Origin of the sequence: Haladaptatus sp. SPP-AMP-3 (genome assembly GCF_049568665.1) — an archaeon.
In the GTDB taxonomy this organism is placed as follows: Archaea; Halobacteriota; Halobacteria; order Halobacteriales; family Haladaptataceae; genus Haladaptatus; species Haladaptatus paucihalophilus.
Genome location: NZ_CP145897.1, coordinates 2,876,311 through 2,894,598, shown reverse-complemented (window position 1 = coordinate 2,894,598; position 18,288 = coordinate 2,876,311). Strand labels below are relative to the sequence as shown.

The window sequence follows — 18,288 nt, the reverse complement described above, 5'->3', positions numbered from 1 at the left end:
AAACGCCTCCGTCCGAAACCGCCACTGATGACCGACACGGCGTGGTCGATTCCCGACATCGACGCGGTGCGCGACGCCCTCGTTTCGTGGTACGAGTCCGACCATCGGACGTTCCCGTGGCGCGAGACGGACGACCCCTACGCCATCCTCGTCTCCGAGGTGATGAGCCAACAGACGCAACTCGGCCGCGTGGTCACGGCGTGGGAGGCGTTCCTCGACCGCTGGCCGACCGCCGCCGACCTCGCGGACGCGGACCGCTCCGCTGTCGTGGGATTCTGGACGACTCACAGCCTAGGCTACAACAACCGCGCGAAGTACCTCCACGAGGCGGCGAACCAAGTCGTCTCCGAGTACGACGGCGCGTTTCCCGAGACGCCTGACGAACTCCAGAACCTGCAGGGCGTCGGACCGTACACCGCGAACGCCGTCGCCTCGTTCGCGTTCAACAACGGTGACGCCGTGGTCGATACCAACGTCAAGCGCGTCCTCTATCGGGCCTTCGACGTACCGGACGACGACGCCGCCTTCGAGGAGGCCGCGAGCGAACTCATGCCCGACGGGGAATCGCGCGTCTGGAACAACGCCGTCATGGAACTCGGCGGGGTGGCTTGCGAGAAGACGCCCTCCTGTGACACCGCGGGATGCCCGTGGCGCGAGTGGTGTCACGCCTACGAGACGGGTGACTTCACCGCCCCGGACGTTCCCACGCAACCCAAATTCGAAGGCTCGCGGCGGCAGATGCGCGGCCGCGTCGTCTCGATTCTGAAGGAGTACGACGAACTCCCGCTCTCGAAACTCGGCCCGCGAGTCCGCATCGATTACGGCGGCGACTACGGCGAGGAGTGGCTCCGAGACTTGTGTTCGGATTTGGAAGACGACGGGTTGGTGGCGGTCGAGGAGCGTGACGAGTGGGTCGCGCGGCTCAGACGGTAGGGTCGCGCTTCTCGATGATTTCTCGGAGGATAGACTCGGCGTCTCGAAACGTCGCTTCGTCCTCGAATTGCAACCGCTCCGGCGGGTCGTAGACCAGCGACATCGCGCTCATCAGCGCCCGTCCGACCGCCCCCGGAATCGGGTCCGATCGCCACGTGAGCGAGAGCGTTCGTTCGTCCTCGTTCGCGCGCACGGCTTCGAGGTTCGACAGGCCGTAGCAGCCGCGGGTCCGAAGGCGTCCGCCTTCCACACAGAGGGACGTACCGGAGATGGAATAGTTTCGACCATCGCCGGACCACTCGACGCGCGTTTTCTCCGGCAGGACGCAAGCCCGGTGAGTCGCCAGCGCATCGTCCGCCGCATCGACGAACGACTCGTCGGGCGCATTCAGCCAGCAGAGCGAGTGGTGTGGCACGGCCAAAAAGAGCCACTCGTCGTCGATGGTGAGCACCGCGGTATGGAGGAAGAAGGCGCCGCTGTCGCCGTCCTCGAGCGACCACAGGTCGCGGAGTTCGGCGCTGGCGTCCGGGAGGGAAGCGTGATACCACGCGTCCGGATGCTCGTCGTCGACCCACGAGAGCGAGTCGCGCACCGCGTTCCACGTCGTTCGACAGCGCGGCGCGTCCGGGAGGTCCATCTCCAGTTCGTCGTGGTCGATGCCGACGTAGCCGTCGGTGGCGCGGTCGAGCGCGAGTTCGAAAATCGCGCCCGCCGACCCGTGGAAGTCTGCAGCCATCAGCGTGTGGGAGGGTTCGAAGGTCGTCGTGTCAGGAGGATTCGTGGCCATCGTTCGGAACCTCGACACGGACGTTCGCCGACAACGTATTTCGCTCTGGCGCACTCACGTCATGGTATGACGAACCAACCCCGCGTCGTGGCCATCTGCGGTAGTCTCAACGAGAAGAGCACCACCCGGGTCGCGCTGCAAAACGCGCTCGTCGGGGTGAAATCGGAGGGCGGGACCGGTGAACTGCTCGACTTGCGCGAGTTCGACCTGCCGCTGTTCGACCCCGCGGACCGGGACGCTGGCGACGCCGCGGAACTGAAACGTCGCGTGCGCGAGGCGGATGCGGTCATCCTCGGGACGCCGGTGTACCACGGGTCGTACTCCTCGCCGCTGAAGACCGCGCTCGACTACTGCGGGTTCGACGAGTTCGAGGACAAGACGGTCGGCTTGCTCGCGGTGGCTGGTGGCCGATTTCCGGTCACGGCGATGGACCACCTCCGGTCGGTCTGTCGGGCGCTGGACGCGTGGGTGCTCCCCTACGAGGCCGCGGTACCGCGTTCGCACAGTGCGGTGGTGAACGGCGCGTTCACCGAGGGAGAGTTGGAAAGCCGTGTCGTCGCGCTCGGGCGACAAACCGTCCTGTACGCGAACATCGAACCCTGCCCGAAGAGTTTCGAGAGCGGGGAAAATATCGGCGCAGTCGATTGAATGAGCAACCCTTTTGACGTCGGATTGAGCGCCATTCGAGCATGCACAAAATCACGAACAGCGGGTGGGTCGAGGTCATCACCGGCTGTATGTTCTCCGGGAAGACGGAGGAGCTACTTCGGCGGCTTCGTCGCGCGGAAATCGCGGGCCAAGAGGTCGCGGTGTTCAAGCCCGCGCTGGACGACCGCTACGGCGAGGATACCGTCGGCTCGCACGACGGCAGTTCGTGGGAGGCGACCGTCGTCGAACCCAACGACGACGGCGTGTGGTCGATTCCCGACGGGTTGAACGGCGAACAGGTCGTCGCCGTCGACGAGGCCAACTTCTTCTCCGAGGAACTCGTCTCGGTCTGTGAATTTCTCGCGGAGGACGGGCGACGCGTCGTCGTCAGCGGGACCGACCAGACGTTCCGCGGCGAACCGTTCGACCCGGTTCCGCAACTCATCGCGCTGGCGGAGTACGTCGAGAAGCTACAGGCAATCTGCGCGACGTGCGGCGAACCCGCGACGCGAAATCAGCGCCTCATCGACGGCGAACCGGCGCACGTAGACGACCCGACGATTCTGGTCGGAGCGCAGGAGTCCTACGAAGCGCGGTGTCGGAACTGTCATACCCTTCGGAGCGAGTAGAGGGAACCGTGACGCAGTGGGTCGAAAATCCGACCGGTGGACGCGACCGCGGACCGCAGGCTATCGTCCGCGCGTGGATAGAGGTTCTCGTGCGGCCGCGCCGCTTTTTCCGAACCGGCGTCGCGCCGGGTGACCAAGCCCCGGGGATGGTGTTCGGCGTCCTCGTAACGCTGATAGAGGTCGCAACGCGGATGGCGACCGGCGAGTTGACCGTCGGCACCATCGCGGGGGGACCGCTCCTCACGAAACTCCTCGCGCTGGCGTTGGTCGGGTTGTTCATCGCGCCCGCCGTCCTCCACCTGACGGCGGCGTTACAGACGGTCATCCTGATGCTGTTCGTTCCCGAACGCGGCGGCATCAGCGAGACGGTACAGGTCCTCGGGTACGCGGTCGCACCCTGCCTGTTGGCCGGACTTCCCATCCCGGAGCTACGTGCAGCCTGTACGGTCTACGGGGCCGCCCTGCTCGTCATCGGGATGTGCGAAGTTCACAACACGTCCTATCTCCGCGCGGCGGTCGTGGGCGCGCTCCCGGCCGCGGTCGTGTTCGGCTACGGTTTCGGCGGGTTCCGCGCCCTCGTGGTCACGGTTCCCGGATTGGCGAGCGCCGTCCCGTGGTAATTAAGGGACGGAAGTCGTATCGACGGTATGCTCAACCTACGGCTGGACGATTTTATGGTCGAACTGAAGGACGGTTCGCTGAAGAACGTCGGTCCGACGAACAAGAAAGCGACGGCGAAGCTGTTCGACGTGGAATCGGCGGAAGCACGGGAGTTCGGCGACAAGCGCGTGAAATTGGTGTTCGAGGACGAGGACGGAAACGAGGTTCAAGTCTCGCTGTTCCCCGAGGACGTTAGAAAGATAGCGGCGGACATCGAGCGACTGGAAGACGACAGTCCCGTCTTCGAATAGCGACGGAACGGACGGCCATCCGACCGACCGGCTCACCGTGTACTATCTTTTCGGCTCGTTAGGGGACCAATAATAATATCGTGGTAGATAGTAGCACGATTCGACGCACATGTCCATGATTACCGATTCGAACGACGTGGACGGTGACGAGACGCACCTATCGTCCCCCCACTCGTTCGTCTCCTCGATACGCTTTATCGGCTTCTGGGCGGCGGTCATGCTGCCGTTCCTCTACGTTCCGCTCCTCGTCAATGGTCTCGACACGGCCGGTCAACAGCAGACATTTTTCCTGCTGCTGCTGTCGAACGTGGTGGCGCTCGTCTTCGGCCACCGACACCGCGAACGGGACTGACGGACCCGTAGGATACTGTTGCATGGTAGCAATACGCAGTGTCACGTGATTAGACGGAGTATAACTATGGCTTTCCTCGTCGAAGTCGTGGCCATGTCCCAGTCAGCCATGCGCATTGGTTGTCCGCACTGTGGCTCGGCAGCGAACGTGGACCTCGGCCGTCGAAGACGCGTCGAAGCGTCGTCCGACGACGACCAGTTGAAGGGGAAACTCGTTCACTGCCATCACTGCGGCGACGACTTTTCGTTCTATTACTACTAAGCCGACAGGTGGCACACGGTCGGTCGCGTCGCGTTCGGCGTTCCAAACACTATGAATAATAATTGCGGACAACGAACGCCCCATTCGTTACAGCGTGTTCGTCCTCGGACCCGCGAGTTGATTTTATATCTAATCAATTAGTTTGGATTATGTTAATTTGGCCATCCCATTGCGGGTGCCGTCGGGTCGGTCGGCCCGGCGTGACGGGCCGAGAACGGCGTCGGGAATTCGACAACCGTTTTAGGCCGGGACTATTCTTTGCCAGTATAAATGGGTAACTGCGTCATTTGCGGGACGCCTGCTGACGGCCCGATTTGTTCGAGCCACGAGCAGGACGTTCTCTTTGAATTCGAAGGTAGCAGCCCGGAACAGCTCACTTCAGGACGATTTTACAAAGGTACCGTAGACGGTTTCGCCGATTTCGGCGTCTTCATCGACATCGGCAACCACGTAACCGGATTGCTTCACAAGAGCGAGCTCGACCGCAGACTGGAGAGTCTGGATTGGGACCAAGGCGACACCGTGTACGTCGAGGTCATCGGCGTGCGCGACAACGGCAACGTCGACCTCAGCTGGTCGATCCGCCAATCGGAACGCGAGTTCCGCGGCAAACTCGTCCAAGACGGGACCGACGTTCACCTCCCGAACGAGGACGCGGACGACGACGCGGAGCGAACCGACGACTCGCCCGCCGCTGACGAATCCGGCTCCGATTCGAACACCGAGTCGAAACCTGAATCGAACGCCGAACCGAAATCCGAACCCACGCCCGAACGCTCGTCGGACCCGTCGGCGACGACCGACGGCTCCGGGAACGCGGTCGGAAGCGCCACGGTGTCCTCCCAGATGGAGGTTCCCGAACGCGTCGCCATCGAAACGCTGGGCGACCGCGTTGGCGACCGCGTTCGAATCGAAGGCGAAATCGTCAGCACGAGCCAGACGAGCGGCCCGACGGTATTCGAACTCCGCGACGAGACCGCCGTCGTCGATTGTGCGGCCTTCAAAGAGGCTGGCGTTCGCGCCTACCCCGAAGTCGATACGGGCGACATCGCCCGACTGACCGGCGAGGTCGAACTCCGGAACAACGAACTCCAAGTCGAGACCGAACAGCTCGACGCGCTCACCGAGGACGAGAGAGCCGCCGTCGAAGACCGACTGGCGAAGGCGCTCGAAGACGAAGCCCGCCCCGCCGACGTCGAACCGCTCGCCGACGACGCCGCAGTCGAGGCGATTCACGAGGACATCCGTGACGCCGCAAGTACGATTCGCCGCGCGGTCATCGAGTCCCGCCCCGTCATCGTCCGGCACAACGCGAGCGCGGAAGGCTACGTCGCCGGTGCGGCCATCGAACGCGCCGTCCTCCCGCTCGTGCGCGACGAACACGCACGAAGCGACGCCCAGTACCACTACTTCGACCGCCGACCGCTCGAAGACGGCTTCTACGACATGCAGGACGCGACGAAGGACGCGACCATGATGCTCGACAACCGCGAGCGCCACGACGAGAAACTCCCCCTCTTCGTCCTCGTAGACGCCGGAAGCACCGTCGAGTCGAGCGACGGACTCTCGCTCCTCGACATCTACGGCGCGCCCCACGTCGTCATCGACACGCACTACCCGGACAACGACGTCGCCGAAACCGCGGATAGCGTCGTCAATCCGTACCTCGGTGAGTCGGGCGAGAGCGTGACGGCGGGCGTCCTCGGCGCGAACGTCGCGGCCCACGTTAACACCGACGTGCGCGACGACGTGTCCCACCTCCCGGCGGTCAGCTACTGGGAGGACACCCCGAGCGAGTACGTCGAACTCGCAACGGACGTGGGCTACGACGAGGCCCACGTCACCGCGCTCCGCGAGGCGGTCGCGCTGGAAGCCTACTACCAGTCCTACGAGGACAAGCGCGAACTCATCACCGACCTCCTCTTCGAGCACGCGAAGCGCGACCTCGCCGAACACGTCAGCGAGCAGTTCCGCAAGAAACTCGAAAACGAACTCGACACCGCGGAGCCGAACCTCACGGTCCGCGGCGCGAACGGCGTCACCTTCACCGTCCTCGACACGGACGCCTACACCCACCGCTTCGACTTCCCGTCGTCGTCGGTCCTCCTCGACGCGCTCCACCGCCGCGACATGACCGGCCAGCCCGGCAGCCAGAACGTCACCCTCGGACTGGCGGACGACGAAGTTCACATCCGAAGCGACGGTGTCATCAACGTCCGCGACATCGCGGACTCGGTGCGCGACCGCGCGCCGGAAGCCGGAATCGTCCCCGTCGGCACCCGCGACGGGAAGTTCGAATTCCTCCGCGGCGAGCGCGACGAGGCGCTGGATGCGGTCATCGAAGCCGTCAGCGAACAGCTGAACTAAGGAACTGCTGGTTCGCGGACTTTCATTTCTTCATCTTTCTCTTTCCGTCCTCGCCTCCTCGATTACCACCGTTCCCTTCGTCCATCACGGAATCGGTCGTAGACGACACGCTTATCCGGCGGAATCGACGATTACGTAGCAATGAGTACCGAGACGCCGGACGCCACGGAGACGGAGGCGTTCGAGCAGGTTTGCGAGGAACTGATAGACCGCATCCTCGCGGGCGACGTGGAGCGCGACGACGTGGAGAGCGCCAAACTCGACGCCTGTTCGGAGTACTCGTCGCCGAAAGTGCCGAAGAACTCCGAGATTCTCGACTACGCGCCGGACGAGCGCCGCGAGGAACTGGAAGCCGTGTTGCGGCGCAAACCCGTCAGAACCGCGTCGGGCGTCTCACCCATCGCCATCATGACCAGCCCCGAGCAGTGCCCGCACGGGAAATGTCTCTACTGCCCCGGCGGTCCGTCCTCGGAATTCTCCTCCTCGCAGAGTTACACGGGCCACGAACCCGCGGCGGCGCGGGGCGTGCAGAACGATTACGACCCGTACGGGCAGGTGACGCTCCGCTTGGAGCAACTGCGACAAATCGGCCACCCCGTCGATAAGGTCGAACTCATCCTGATGGGCGGGACGATGACCGCCCGCAGCCACGACTATCAGGAGTGGTTCGTCAAGCGCGCGCTGGAGGCGATGAACGACTACGACGTGAACAAGGAACCCGAACCGGCGGAAGGCGAGAGCTTCGCACAGAGTCCCGACGAACACGAGTTCGAGTATTTGGAAGACGTTATCGCGGAGAACGAGACGGGCGACATCCGCAACATCGGGACGACGTTCGAGACGAAACCCGACTGGTGTGACCCCGAGCAGATAAATCGGATGCTCGATTTGGGCGGCACGAAGGTCGAAGTCGGCGTCCAGACCACCTTCGAGCGCATCAACCGCGAGATGCACCGCGGCCACGGCGCACAAGCATCCATCGAAGCCAATCAGCGCCTCCGAGACTCGGCGTTCAAGGTCGGCTTCCACATGATGCCCGGCCAACCCGGCATGTCGAAGGAGATGTGCGTGGAGGACTTCCGCCGCATCTTCGAGGACGAGAAGTGGAAACCGGACTACCTCAAAATCTACCCCACGCTGGTCGTCCGCGGCACCGCGACCTACGACTGGTGGTACAAGGGCGAGTACGAACCGCTCCGCAACGAGGAGGCCGCGGAACTCGTCGCCGAAATCAAGTCGATGATTCCGAAGTACGTCCGCCTCCAGCGCGTCCAGCGCGACATCCCGGCGGACTTCATCGACGGCGGCGTGTGGAAGTCCAACCTCCGACAACTGGCCCGTCAGCGGATGGAAGAACACGGGTGGACGTGCGACTGCATCCGCTGCCGCGAAGTCGGCATGAACGACGAGGAACCCGAGAACGTCGAACTCGACGTGATGACCTACGAGGCCGCGGGCGGCACGGAGCACTTCATCAGCTTCGAAGATAGGAGGAAGGACCTCCTCCTCGGCTTCTGTCGGCTTCGCTTCCCCGGCGACCCCGTGCGGCGCGAACTCGACAACGCCGCCGTCGTCCGCGAACTCCACGTCTACGGCACCGAGGTGGGGGTGGGGGCAACGAGCGAGGACACCCAACACCAACACCGCGGCTACGGGAGGAAACTGATGGCGAAGGCCGAGGAAATCGCCGCCGACGCGAGCTACGACAAGGTGAGCGTCATCTCCGGCATCGGCGCGCGGGAGTACTACCGGAACAAGTTGGGCTACCACCAGGACGGTCCGTACGTCAGCAAGCGGCTGTAGTCGCCGCGAGCGGGCCGCTTTGTACCTCGCTCGCATCCCGGTACGCGAAAAATAGGATGGAAATCGATTCTCCGTGTCGAAAACCGGTCGTCCTTCAGCCCTGCATCGGCACCGATTCCCCGTCGTACTGCTCGCTGATGGTCTTCAGTTCGTCCAGCGCGTCCTGTTCTTCGCGGAGGTTCGCTTCGAGGAGGTCCGCAATCTCGCCGTCGTGACCGAGTTTGTCGGCCATGAACGTGAGGTTCCCGTAGGCGGCGATTTCGAGGTGTTCCGACTTCTCGGCCGCGGCCTTGTCGAACATGTTGAGTACCTCCTGGTCGGGGTCCTCGTTCGAGAATTCCTGATGGTCCTCGACGAGGCCGTCGAGTGCGTGCACCTGCTTTTGTTCGGGCGATTCGCCGATGTGCTCGAACACGTCTTCGAGGCGGTCGATGTGGTTCTCCGTCTCGCTTCGATGTTCGTCGAAGGCGTTCTGCAGGTCGTCGTGGTTCACCTCGCTTGACAGCTCCGAGAGCGCGTCGAGGAGTTCGTTTTCGACGTAGTACATCTCTTTCAGTCCGTCGTGGAACAGATCGTTTAGTGAGTTCCCAGTCATGATGAATCAGCGTACAAACGGACCGTCCGCGTTTCCCTAAGCGAGATTGTTGCCTATGCAACGGATTTATCGAAGCGTCACGACTCGCCGTTGCCGCGCCGTCACCGCACCATCCGTCGATGGCGACCGCCGAAAGAGCGAAGCGAGTTGCACAGATTTATAACCGAGAAGGGAAAAGGGATAAACGCCAGTATACGACGCTTTTCTCGTCGTGTGTTGGCAACAACTGGGACTGTGCGCTTCGTCGCGTGGGAACTGGTCGGACCCACATTGGCTTCCGGAAGCCACCACCCACCCGTCTCGCCTCTCGCCGTCTTCCATCTTCGCAAGTCAAAACCGAAACGTCGTCTCCTATCGAAACGCTATCTTCTTCGAGAGTGGTCTCGTTCCCCGTCGTAACTCGAACGTCAGCGACAGCGCTCGGTTTCGAAGAAAAATCGGGAATTTGGGTTTGTTTACTCGCCTCTGTGAAGACGAGAACTACGGGGAATCGTCTCGCACCGCTCGACTTATCCCGGTTAGTTTTCGTCTTCAGTCTTAATGTCCGCCGAGAGGCCCTGTGCCATCTCGATGTCCTTCGAGTTGTTGAGCGTCCACGCCGTACGCTCGGTAACCGCCTCGATGGCTTCGCGGGCGCTCGGGTAGCCGTTGCCGGACTTCTTCACGCCGCCGAACGGCAACTGGACCTCCGCGCCGATGCACGGGAGGTTGCCGTAGGCGAGGCCGATCTCCGCGTTGTCGCGGAAGTAGTTGACCTGTCGGTAGTCCTCGCTGATGATGGCTCCGGCAAGTCCGTAGGGCGTGTCGTTGTGGATTTCGACTGCCTCTTCGATGCCACCCGAGTAGCTCATCAGGGCGACGTGCGGACCGAACACTTCCTCGTGGATGCAGCGCAGGTCGGGGCTGTAATCGACCTCGTAAACGAACGGACCGACCCAGAATCCCTTCTCGTGGTCGTCCGGGATTTCGTCGTCGTCGAGTTCCTCGCGGTCGACGAGCACGTTCGCGCCCTCGTCCTTGGCGAGTTGGTTGTACTTGCCGAACTTCTCGACCTGCTCCTCGTTGACCATCGGTCCCATGAAGGTGTTCTCGTCGAGCGGGTCGCCGACGGAGACTTCCTTCGCGGTCGCGACGTAGCGCTCCTTGAACTCGTCGTAGACGTCCTCGTGGACGATGAGGCGCTCGGAGGAGACACAGCGCTGGCCCGTCGTCTTGAACGAGGACATGATGGCGCTGTGAACGGCGACATCGAGGTCCGCGTTCTCGGTGACGACGATGCCGTTCTTGCCACCCATCTCGCAGGCCGCGAGTTTGCCGGGTTCGCCGCCGACCTTGCCCGCGATTTTGTGACCGACTTCCGAGGAGCCGGTGAACAGCACGGTGTCCACGCGCTCGTCCTCGACGATGGCGTTTCCGGCGTCGCCGAAGCCTTGGACCATGTTGAACACGCCGTCCGGGATGCCCGCGTCCTCGAACATCTCGGCGATTATCTGCCCACACCACGGCGTCTGCTCGGCCGGTTTCCAGACGACGGTGTTCCCTTCGACCAACGCGAGGGCCATGTGCCAGAAGGGGATGGCGACCGGGAAGTTCCACGGGGTGATGCAACCGATGATGCCGCGCGGCTTGCGGCGCATGTAGGCGTCCTTGCTCGGAATCTCGCTCGGCACGAGATCACCGTGCGGGTGACGGGCGTTGCCCGCGGCCCACTCGACCATGTGCGCGGCTTCAACGACGTCGGCCTTCCCTTCGGAAATCTCCTTCCCACATTCCTTCGTGATGACTTCGCCCAGTTCGTCCGTTCGCTCTCGGAGTTCGTGGTAGATGTCCCAGAGGTACTCCGCGCGGTTGATGTACGAAAGGTCGCGCCACTCCTCTTCTGCCTCCTCCGCGGCGTCGAGGGCGGTCTGGACGTCTTCGGGTGTTCCGCGCTGGAACTCGCCGAGCGACTCCTTCGTCGCCGGGTTGACGCTCTCGAACGTCTCATCGCCCGCGCCGTCGTGCCACTCGCCGCCGATGTAGTGGCTGTAAACCTGCTCGCTGGCTTGTTGACTCATATCTTCGAGAAGAACTCGGACGGGTACGCTAAAAAAGACTCCCAATTCCTAACGAACGAAGCGGGTTTTATCGCCCCGATGTGATGACCGGTGGCGACCACCACATCGTATTTTTCTCTCTTCCTTCCGGCTTCGTTCTCACCTTCTGGCGCGTCTTCTTCAGCCCTTCCGACTCGTTCTCACCCTCCCGTTCGCCTTCTTCGTCCCTTCCGATTTGTTTCTCGTTCCGCTACTCGTCTTCGCCGTCCCAGTATCCGACTTCGGCATCGAGCGGGAAGTACCCGGCTAACGTTCGACCCTCGCGGTTCCCCGGTGCCGACCCCGCGAACACGCCGAACTTCCCCGAGTCGGGATACACCGAAACGTCGGGTTCGCGCATGGTCGAAAAACAGAGGTAGCGAAGTTCGTCGTCCGAATCGTTGACGACCCGACGGGCATACTCTTCGCCGACCGGAAATGCGACGTAATCCCCCGCTTCGAGGGTCGTCCCCCCGTCCTCCGTTCGGAGCGTCCCAGTCCCGTCGAGGACGAAAATCGCCTCCTCGTTGCCGGTGTGGTAGTGATACGGCCACGATTTCTTGCCCGACGGGAGTTCGTAGAGGCTACACCCCAACTGTTCGCCGCCAGCCATCGCTCCGAGTCGTTTTCGGCGCGCGTGAAAATCCCGTCCGTGTGATTCTTCCTCCCAATCGAGGTTCGACTCGTTAACGATTCGCGGTCGCTCGTCGGTCATATCCGTCCGCTCGCGGAGTGCGAACAAGAAAGCACCGGCGAGCGATCAGCTTGTTTCCCGTTCTTCCCTGTCTTCCGTTTCGGCGAGCTTTTCGATCTCCCCCTTCGCGCTGGCGGCGTCGAAATCGTGGTCGGGGCGGATGTTCACGAAGTCGAGGAACTCGCGGGCGGCGAGGAGTTCTTCGGCCGTGTAATGCTCCCGGGCGGCGACCACCGCGTCGCGAGCGCCGATGAGCGGCGTGAGCGAGGCGAGCGCACACGCGAGGTCGTACGACCGCGCCTCGTCGATTCGCTCTCCGTTCACGCTGGTCGCGTCGATGAAGTATATTTCCCCTTTCGCAACGAGGACGTTTTCGCCGCGCAGGTCGCCGTGCGCGAGGTTGTTCTCGTGCATGCGCGACAGCGCCGCGAACAGGTTCGGAGCGTACGCGCGCACTTCCGTCTCGGGCATCTGCTCGAACGTCTCGAAGTCCGGCAGGTACTCCATCACTAACACGCCGAGGTCGTCGTATTCGAACGACTCTATCGGTGCCGGGACGTTCAGCCCGATTTCGCGCATCTTCCGCGTGGCTTCCAGTTCGTGTTCGGCCATCTCCTCCGGCCCGGCGAAGTGCTCGAAGAACCCCTCGGTGCCGCTGGTGAACGCGCCGAGGTTTCGGGCGCTGGTGAACAGCGCGTGGACGAGAGAGTTCTGCCCCGTCGTTATCTTGACGAACCACTCGTCGTCCACGACGCACGGCGTCGAAAGCCAGTTATCCGCGTCGATGAACTCGACGCGAACCTCTTCGCGGTCGTACCGCTCCGCAATCTCCCGAATGACCGCCTCGATGCGCGGCCACTCTATCGTGCCACGAACCAGTCGCCGAATACCCATCGGAGGTTGGTTAGTCCCCCCTATTGATAAAGTCACTCGCTGTCACGAGACCCCTTCGTTGTGCTTCGGTGGTCTCGTGAATGGAATGAACGAGACCTCGAAGCAACGTATGTTGCTTCGGTGTCCCCACGAACGGAGTGAGTGGGGGCTCGCAACGGCAACGCCGTTGCGGTGGTCTCGTGAGCGAAGCGAATGAGAGCTCGCTACAGCTACGCTGTAGCGGTGTCTTCGGGAACGAAGTGACCGAAGGCTCGCAGCAACAGAGTTGTTGCGGTGTCTCCGCGAGTGGAGGCTCGAAGCAGGCTTCCCTGCTTCGGTGTCTTCAGGAGCGGAGCGACTGAAGGCTCGCCATGTCGAAGACATGGCGGTGTCTTTATAGCCAAACCCGCGCAAAAATTGCGCATGGATTTCAATCTTCCCGGCGAACACAAGATGGTGCGGGACACCGTTCGGGAGTTCTGTGACGAGGAGATCGAGCCGATTGCACAGGAGATAGAGACCGAACACCGGTTCCCCGCGGAGATTTTCGACGAACTCGCCGCTCTCGACATGATGGGCGTTCCCGTCAGCGAGGAGTACGGCGGACTGGGCGGCGACCAGTTGATGTACGCCCTCGTCGCGGAGGAACTGGGACGGGTGTCCGGGTCCATCGGCCTCTCGTATGCTGCGCACATCTCGCTGGCGTCGAAACCCATCGAGATGTTCGGCACCGAAGAACAGAAAGAGAGGTGGCTGACGCCGCTCGCGGAGGGCGAGTACCTCGGCTCGTGGGCGCTCACCGAACCCGGCTCCGGTTCCGACGCCAGCGACATGGACACCACCGCGGAGAAAGACGGCGACGAGTGGGTCATCAACGGCACGAAGCAGTTCATCACGAATGCCAACGTCGCGGGGAGCGTCCTCGTGAAGGCCGTCACGGACTCCGACGCGGGCTACGGCGGCATCTCGACGTTCATCGTGGACCCCGAAGAGGACGACGGCTTCGAGGTCACGACCGTCTGGGACAAGATGGGACTGAACGCCTCGCCCACCTGTGAAATCCAGTTCACCGACTGCCGCGTTCCCGAGGACCGACTGCTCGGCGAGGAGGGCGACGGCTGGGAGCAGACGAAGAAGACCCTCGACGGCGGTCGAATCAGCATCGCTGCGCTCTCGACCGGCATCGCGCAGGGGGCCTACGAGGCGGCCCACGAGTACAGTCAGGAGCGCGAGCAGTTCGGCAAGCCCATCTCGAAGTTCGACGCCATCCGCAACAAAATCGTGGACATGGACCGCAAAATCGAGCGCTCGCGCCTGCTGACCCACAAAGCGGCGTGCAAGTACGACGAAGGCCACTCCGTCTCCCACGAGAGCGCGCTGGCGAAACTCGACGCCAGCGAGTCCGCACGGAAGGTCTCAGAAGACGCCGTACAGGTTCTCGGCGGCTACGGCTACACCGAGGATTTCGCCCCGCAGCGGTTCCTCCGCGACGCAAAGCTGATGGAAATCGGCGAAGGGACAAGCGAGATTCAGCACCTCGTTATCGGGCGGGAACTGGGACTGTAAGTCGGAGAACGGAAGCATCCGTCGAAGTCTGTTTTATCGCTCGTCGGAAGCTTTCATCCACCATCAGAATCTCACCTCGTCACTCGTTAGAATTCCCCCTCGTCAGAATCATCACGAATCACGAAATTCCGAAGGGTGAGCTGACAGTGTAGTTCCGAGTAGCGGAAGGAAAGTCAGTACGACGGACTCTCTTCGCGCTCCCCGTCGCGTTTGTTCACGACGCGAGCGAGGACGAACAGCGCGTCAGACAGACGGTTCAGGTAGGTGACGGCAACGTCGTTGATGTCCTGTTCGCTCGCCAGCGCGACGGCCCGGCGCTCGGCGCGGCGACAGACGGCGCGGGCGTGGTGGAGGTTCGCCCCGGATTCGCCCCCGCCGGGGAGGATGAACGAGGTGAGCGGGTCCAGTTCTTCGTCGTAGCCGTCCATCCACGATTCGAGGAGATCGGCGTGCTCGCTTTTCACCTGTGGGTCGTCCTCGTCGGGGTCCGGGTTGGCGAAGTCGGCCTGCACGATGTGGAGGTGATTCTGAATTTCGCGGAGGTGGTCGTCCACGTCGTCGTGGCCCGTCGGTCGGCAGCGACCGACGAGGGCGTTCAGTTCGTCCACCGTGCCGTAGGCTTCGATTCGCGGGTCGGTTTTCGAGACGCGGGACATGTCTTGCAGGTCCGTCTGGCCCGCATCGCCGCGTCCGGTGTATATCTTCATGCGAGCGACTGCTCCACGTACTGGACGATTTTGTCGCTTTCGGCCATCGTAACGCCCGAACCCTCGTTCACGAGGACGGGAACGGCGCGCTGGCCGCTGACGCGTTTGACCTCGTTTCGATCCGAATGGAGCGGCTCGACCCACTCGGTTTCGTACGCGATATCGGCGTCGTCGAGCGCATCGTGAACCTTCTCACAGAACGGACAGCCGTCGAGCGAGTACAGGGTTATCGAACTCATACGCGAGTAATGGAACGCGAGCATAAAGTAAGCTATCGTCGCGGAGTGAACGACCATATCGTTGCGGAGTGGACTACCGTTGCGGAGTGCACTATCGTCGTGGAAAAGTGGCGGATACCTCTTTGCCTATCCGTGTCGTACGTCCGTCGATGGTGGGAAACGACGTCGAGGAGTTCGACTCCCATCGGAGTCGGCCACGGACCGAACAGAGCTACGGCATTCCCGACGAGGAGGCGGGGATGCTCTCGTGGACGTTCGTGCGCGAGCAGATGGCGAACGACGAGTACTACTGGATTTGCACGAATCGACCCGACGGCCACCCCCACGCGCGTCCCGTGTGGGGCGTCTGGGTCGATGACACCGTCCATTGCGGTGGCGGAGAGCGAACGCGCTGGGTTCGGAATCTCCAGCTGGATTCCAGAATCGTCGTCCATCGGGAGAGTGGCGAAGCCGTCGTCATCATCGAAGGCACCGCGGAGCGCGTCACCGATACGGACCTCGAAGACCGACTCGATTCGGCCTATCAAGGAAAGTACGGGATTCACCACGGAGCGCCGTTCTTCACGGTACAACCGGAGACCGTCTACGCGTGGAGCGACTACCCGAACGACGCCACGAAGTGGCAGTTCGGCTAGCTTCGGAAACAGTCGTGAGTTCGGAGGCTGTCATATTTCCAGAGATAGTTGTGAAACGGAATGTGAAACGGGTGGGAGAATATCGAGGTGAGTCGTCGGGAGGAGTTGTTGATTTCAGAGATGGTCGTCCGGCACCCCACGTTGCCGCTGTAAGAGGGAGGTAGAGGGAGAATATGGTGTGAATTGTCGGGAATCGTCGGAAAATATCGATTCGAATGTTGGACGAATGGATAGAATATTGATGGATGGATTGCTGATGAGATAATAACGATGACAACCAGTTGCGACATGACAACCCGGGAGGATGATGTAGTTGCGACCGGGAGGATGATGTGACGATGGAAATGCGATGACAATGGAGATGCGATGGTGTGACGTCGGTGGGATGGCGTCACCGATGAACGGTGACGAGACCAATGAGCACAGTTCGACGAGCACCGTACTGCTCGATGGACGCGATTCCTGCGACAGTGAGAACAATAGAACTAAATAGCCAATCTACTAACCACACCGCAGAAGAGTCGCAAACTATCAGTAGCGGCTCGGTCGCATTTTGACTCCAGCGGAAATCCCACGTCACTCGGAGCGAATGGCTGTGAGACTCGGAACGAGAAAAAGGGGTTGTTCGCCCTTTCAATCACTCTACTCCCCCATTTTTCGTTTATGGGCGCACGAATACACCCCTCCTTCCCGTCCACCGCATACCACCCCAACTTACAGCGGCAACACGGGGTGTCTCAGTGACAACCCAAATCCACACATATTTAAACAAAGCCGGACTTTACAACGGCAATGCGGTGTCCTCTCGCCGCTGTTGGACGGTCGTTACAACGGCAATTCGGTGTCGTTACAACGGCAATGAGGGGTTAGGAATCAGTCATAGAACCGTTCTACTGTTGTTATACTAAATTTACAGCGGCAATGAGGAGGTACGTTTATATAACCTCATCCGCCATACGGTTCTATAGATGTCCGAGTCAGTGGACTATTTCGGAGACGACACGGCGATCTTCAACGACAAGGAGCTTCTGCAAGTCTCACACCTCCCCGACGGCGACCGAATCATCGGCCGTGAAGACGAACTGCGACGGCTCGGTACCGCGCTCCGTCCCGCGCTGAACGGGAACACCCCCAACAACATCTTTCTCTACGGGAAGACCGGTACAGGAAAATCCCTCTGCACGAAGTTCATCAGCCGCCAGATGATGCAACGCGCCGGTCGAAACGACGTCAACGCGGGATTCGCCTACATCGACTGCCTGCAGGATTCGACCGAGACGCAAGTCGTCCAGTCCATCGCCGCGCAACTCAACGACGAGGAACGGAGCGGGACGACCATTCCCGAGCAGGGAATCAGCACCTCGATGTACTACAACCGACTGTGGACCGTCCTCGAAAGCATGTACGACGTCGCCATCATCATCCTCGACGAGGTTGACAAACTCGAAGGAATCGGCGACAAGAGCGGCGACACCGCCGGGGACAATCTCCTGATGAATCTCTCCCGCGCGAACGAGGCCGGGAAGATCGACGACTGTAACCTCGGCGTCATCGGCATTTCGAACAAGATTCGGTACAAGGACGAACTGAACGAGCGCGTGAAAAGCAGCCTCTGTGAACGCGATTACGTCTTTCCGCCGTACGACGCCACGCAACTCCGGGAAATCCTCGAATCGCGGCGAGACGCCTTCGTCGATGGCGTCCTCGAAACCGACGTGATTCCGAAGGTCGCCGCGCTGGCGGCACGGGAACACGGCGACGCCCGCAAAGCGATAGACGTGCTCCGGTTCGCTGGCGAAGTCGCGGAAGAGGAACGCGAATCGGTGGTCCGGGACGAACACGTCGACGTCGCACAGGACCGCGAAGGAGCGAACCGCATCTCGGAACTCATCTCCAAGCAGCCACCGCACGCGCGCTACGTGCTGCTCGCGCTCGCCTCGCGGGTCCAACAATCGAACGAGGAGGACCCCGAGATTCCGAACAAAGTCGTCCAGCACTCCTACCGCCAAATCTGCGAACAGATGGACTCCGAACCCCTGAAGGAACGACGCATTAGGGATTTGCTCACCGAGTTGGAGTTCCTCGACCTCATCAAACAGGATCAGCGAGGGCGCGGGAGGGGGAAGGGCAAACACACGGTTAACAGCCTGTACGACGAGCCAAAACTGGTCATCCAAGCGTGTCAAAACGATTTTTGAGAAATCACCATTCTC

19 protein-coding genes are annotated in these 18,288 nt (G+C 61.7%); 12 read left to right on the top strand and 7 right to left on the bottom strand.

Features of this window, described 5'->3' with window-relative positions:
• The first annotated feature begins 27 nt into the window (after positions 1–27).
• Entirely contained in the window at positions 28–933 is a 906-nt protein-coding gene (locus tag V5735_RS15790) for an A/G-specific adenine glycosylase (protein ID WP_423744380.1), read from the top strand.
• On the opposite strand, the gene V5735_RS15785 is transcribed toward V5735_RS15790, so the two are convergent.
• Entirely contained in the window at positions 923–1,720 is a 798-nt protein-coding gene (locus V5735_RS15785; protein ID WP_423744379.1) for a hypothetical protein, read from the bottom strand. The genes V5735_RS15790 and V5735_RS15785 overlap by 11 nt on opposite strands.
• 66 nt (positions 1,721–1,786) lie before the next feature.
• On the opposite strand from V5735_RS15785, the gene V5735_RS15780 reads away from it, so the two are divergent.
• The 8 genes from V5735_RS15780 (at position 1,787) to V5735_RS15745 (ending at position 8,691) form a co-directional block, all read left to right on the top strand.
• Complete coding sequence (locus V5735_RS15780) at positions 1,787–2,368, top strand: NADPH-dependent FMN reductase (protein WP_423744378.1); 582 nt, start codon at positions 1,787–1,789, stop codon at positions 2,366–2,368.
• A 41-nt stretch (positions 2,369–2,409) separates the two neighbouring features.
• A complete protein-coding gene (locus tag V5735_RS15775; protein ID WP_423744377.1) occupies positions 2,410–2,997 on the top strand; it encodes a thymidine kinase in 588 nt (195 codons plus the stop codon).
• Between the two features lie 8 nt (positions 2,998–3,005).
• A complete protein-coding gene (locus tag V5735_RS15770) occupies positions 3,006–3,617 on the top strand; it encodes a YIP1 family protein (protein WP_423744376.1) in 612 nt (203 codons plus the stop codon).
• A 27-nt stretch (positions 3,618–3,644) separates the two neighbouring features.
• Positions 3,645–3,908, top strand: a complete 264-nt coding sequence (locus tag V5735_RS15765; RefSeq protein WP_007977786.1) for a hypothetical protein — start codon at positions 3,645–3,647, stop codon at positions 3,906–3,908.
• Between the two features lie 115 nt (positions 3,909–4,023).
• On the top strand, positions 4,024–4,260 hold the full coding sequence (locus V5735_RS15760; RefSeq protein WP_069451760.1) for a hypothetical protein: 237 nt from the start codon (positions 4,024–4,026) through the stop codon (positions 4,258–4,260).
• A gap of 66 nt (positions 4,261–4,326) precedes the next feature.
• Positions 4,327–4,521: a hypothetical protein gene (locus V5735_RS15755; RefSeq protein ID WP_423744375.1), complete on the top strand. Its 195-nt coding sequence runs from the start codon at positions 4,327–4,329 to the stop codon at positions 4,519–4,521.
• A gap of 270 nt (positions 4,522–4,791) precedes the next feature.
• Positions 4,792–6,888, top strand: a complete 2,097-nt coding sequence (locus V5735_RS15750; protein WP_423744374.1) for a DHH family phosphoesterase — start codon at positions 4,792–4,794, stop codon at positions 6,886–6,888.
• A 141-nt stretch (positions 6,889–7,029) separates the two neighbouring features.
• Positions 7,030–8,691 carry a tRNA uridine(34) 5-carboxymethylaminomethyl modification radical SAM/GNAT enzyme Elp3 gene (locus V5735_RS15745; protein WP_423744373.1) on the top strand — a complete coding sequence of 554 codons (1,662 nt, stop codon included), beginning with the start codon at positions 7,030–7,032 and terminating at the stop codon, positions 8,689–8,691.
• A gap of 94 nt (positions 8,692–8,785) precedes the next feature.
• On the opposite strand, the gene V5735_RS15740 is transcribed toward V5735_RS15745, so the two are convergent.
• The 4 genes from V5735_RS15740 to V5735_RS15725 form a co-directional block, all read right to left on the bottom strand.
• Positions 8,786–9,286: a ferritin-like domain-containing protein gene (locus V5735_RS15740; RefSeq protein ID WP_423744372.1), complete on the bottom strand. Its 501-nt coding sequence runs from the start codon at positions 9,284–9,286 to the stop codon at positions 8,786–8,788.
• Between the two features lie 518 nt (positions 9,287–9,804).
• Complete coding sequence (locus tag V5735_RS15735) at positions 9,805–11,343, bottom strand: aldehyde dehydrogenase family protein (RefSeq protein ID WP_423744371.1); 1,539 nt, start codon at positions 11,341–11,343, stop codon at positions 9,805–9,807.
• Positions 11,344–11,572: 229 nt separating this feature from the next.
• On the bottom strand, positions 11,573–12,076 hold the full coding sequence (locus V5735_RS15730; RefSeq protein ID WP_423744370.1) for a cupin domain-containing protein: 504 nt from the start codon (positions 12,074–12,076) through the stop codon (positions 11,573–11,575).
• Between the two features lie 45 nt (positions 12,077–12,121).
• Positions 12,122–12,949, bottom strand: coding sequence for an RIO1 family regulatory kinase/ATPase (locus tag V5735_RS15725; protein WP_423744369.1), 828 nt, complete (start codon positions 12,947–12,949; stop codon positions 12,122–12,124).
• A gap of 402 nt (positions 12,950–13,351) precedes the next feature.
• Here V5735_RS15725 and V5735_RS15720 point away from each other — a divergent pair, with 402 nt between their 5' ends.
• A complete protein-coding gene (locus V5735_RS15720; protein ID WP_423744368.1) occupies positions 13,352–14,494 on the top strand; it encodes an acyl-CoA dehydrogenase family protein in 1,143 nt (380 codons plus the stop codon).
• 173 nt (positions 14,495–14,667) lie between these two features.
• On the opposite strand, the gene V5735_RS15715 is transcribed toward V5735_RS15720, so the two are convergent.
• Together V5735_RS15715 and V5735_RS15710 are read right to left on the bottom strand one after the other, a co-directional pair.
• The gene (locus tag V5735_RS15715; protein ID WP_423744367.1) at positions 14,668–15,201 is read right to left on the bottom strand and encodes a cob(I)yrinic acid a,c-diamide adenosyltransferase; all 534 of its coding nucleotides are present in this window, start codon (positions 15,199–15,201) and stop codon (positions 14,668–14,670) included.
• Positions 15,198–15,440 carry a glutaredoxin family protein gene (locus V5735_RS15710; protein WP_423744366.1) on the bottom strand — a complete coding sequence of 81 codons (243 nt, stop codon included), beginning with the start codon at positions 15,438–15,440 and terminating at the stop codon, positions 15,198–15,200. The genes V5735_RS15715 and V5735_RS15710 overlap by 4 nt, the downstream gene beginning before the upstream one ends.
• A gap of 149 nt (positions 15,441–15,589) precedes the next feature.
• Between V5735_RS15710 and V5735_RS15705 the strand changes: the two genes are divergently transcribed.
• Both V5735_RS15705 and V5735_RS15700 read left to right on the top strand, forming a co-directional pair.
• Positions 15,590–16,075, top strand: a complete 486-nt coding sequence (locus V5735_RS15705) for a pyridoxamine 5'-phosphate oxidase family protein (protein ID WP_264780971.1) — start codon at positions 15,590–15,592, stop codon at positions 16,073–16,075.
• 968 nt (positions 16,076–17,043) lie between these two features.
• Positions 17,044–18,273: a Cdc6/Cdc18 family protein gene (locus V5735_RS15700; RefSeq protein WP_423744365.1), complete on the top strand. Its 1,230-nt coding sequence runs from the start codon at positions 17,044–17,046 to the stop codon at positions 18,271–18,273.
• Positions 18,274–18,288 lie beyond the last annotated feature (15 nt).

What these genes read in the sequence shown, in the direction of transcription:
- V5735_RS15790 (WP_423744380.1), top strand. Translation starts at nt 28, where the DNA reads ATGACCGACACGGCGTGGTCGATTCCCGACATCGACGCGGTGCGCGAC.
- V5735_RS15785 (WP_423744379.1), bottom strand. Translation starts at nt 1,720, where the DNA reads ATGGCCACGAATCCTCCTGACACGACGACCTTCGAACCCTCCCACACG.
- V5735_RS15780 (WP_423744378.1), top strand. Translation starts at nt 1,787, where the DNA reads ATGACGAACCAACCCCGCGTCGTGGCCATCTGCGGTAGTCTCAACGAG.
- V5735_RS15775 (WP_423744377.1), top strand. Translation starts at nt 2,410, where the DNA reads ATGCACAAAATCACGAACAGCGGGTGGGTCGAGGTCATCACCGGCTGT.
- V5735_RS15765 (WP_007977786.1), top strand. Translation starts at nt 3,645, where the DNA reads ATGCTCAACCTACGGCTGGACGATTTTATGGTCGAACTGAAGGACGGT.
- V5735_RS15760 (WP_069451760.1), top strand. Translation starts at nt 4,024, where the DNA reads ATGATTACCGATTCGAACGACGTGGACGGTGACGAGACGCACCTATCG.
- V5735_RS15755 (WP_423744375.1), top strand. Translation starts at nt 4,327, where the DNA reads ATGGCTTTCCTCGTCGAAGTCGTGGCCATGTCCCAGTCAGCCATGCGC.
- V5735_RS15750 (WP_423744374.1), top strand. Translation starts at nt 4,792, where the DNA reads ATGGGTAACTGCGTCATTTGCGGGACGCCTGCTGACGGCCCGATTTGT.
- V5735_RS15745 (WP_423744373.1), top strand. Translation starts at nt 7,030, where the DNA reads ATGAGTACCGAGACGCCGGACGCCACGGAGACGGAGGCGTTCGAGCAG.
- V5735_RS15740 (WP_423744372.1), bottom strand. Translation starts at nt 9,286, where the DNA reads ATGACTGGGAACTCACTAAACGATCTGTTCCACGACGGACTGAAAGAG.
- V5735_RS15735 (WP_423744371.1), bottom strand. Translation starts at nt 11,343, where the DNA reads ATGAGTCAACAAGCCAGCGAGCAGGTTTACAGCCACTACATCGGCGGC.
- V5735_RS15730 (WP_423744370.1), bottom strand. Translation starts at nt 12,076, where the DNA reads ATGACCGACGAGCGACCGCGAATCGTTAACGAGTCGAACCTCGATTGG.
- V5735_RS15725 (WP_423744369.1), bottom strand. Translation starts at nt 12,949, where the DNA reads ATGGGTATTCGGCGACTGGTTCGTGGCACGATAGAGTGGCCGCGCATC.
- V5735_RS15720 (WP_423744368.1), top strand. Translation starts at nt 13,352, where the DNA reads ATGGATTTCAATCTTCCCGGCGAACACAAGATGGTGCGGGACACCGTT.
- V5735_RS15715 (WP_423744367.1), bottom strand. Translation starts at nt 15,201, where the DNA reads ATGAAGATATACACCGGACGCGGCGATGCGGGCCAGACGGACCTGCAA.
- V5735_RS15710 (WP_423744366.1), bottom strand. Translation starts at nt 15,440, where the DNA reads ATGAGTTCGATAACCCTGTACTCGCTCGACGGCTGTCCGTTCTGTGAG.
- V5735_RS15705 (WP_264780971.1), top strand. Translation starts at nt 15,590, where the DNA reads ATGGTGGGAAACGACGTCGAGGAGTTCGACTCCCATCGGAGTCGGCCA.
- V5735_RS15700 (WP_423744365.1), top strand. Translation starts at nt 17,044, where the DNA reads ATGTCCGAGTCAGTGGACTATTTCGGAGACGACACGGCGATCTTCAAC.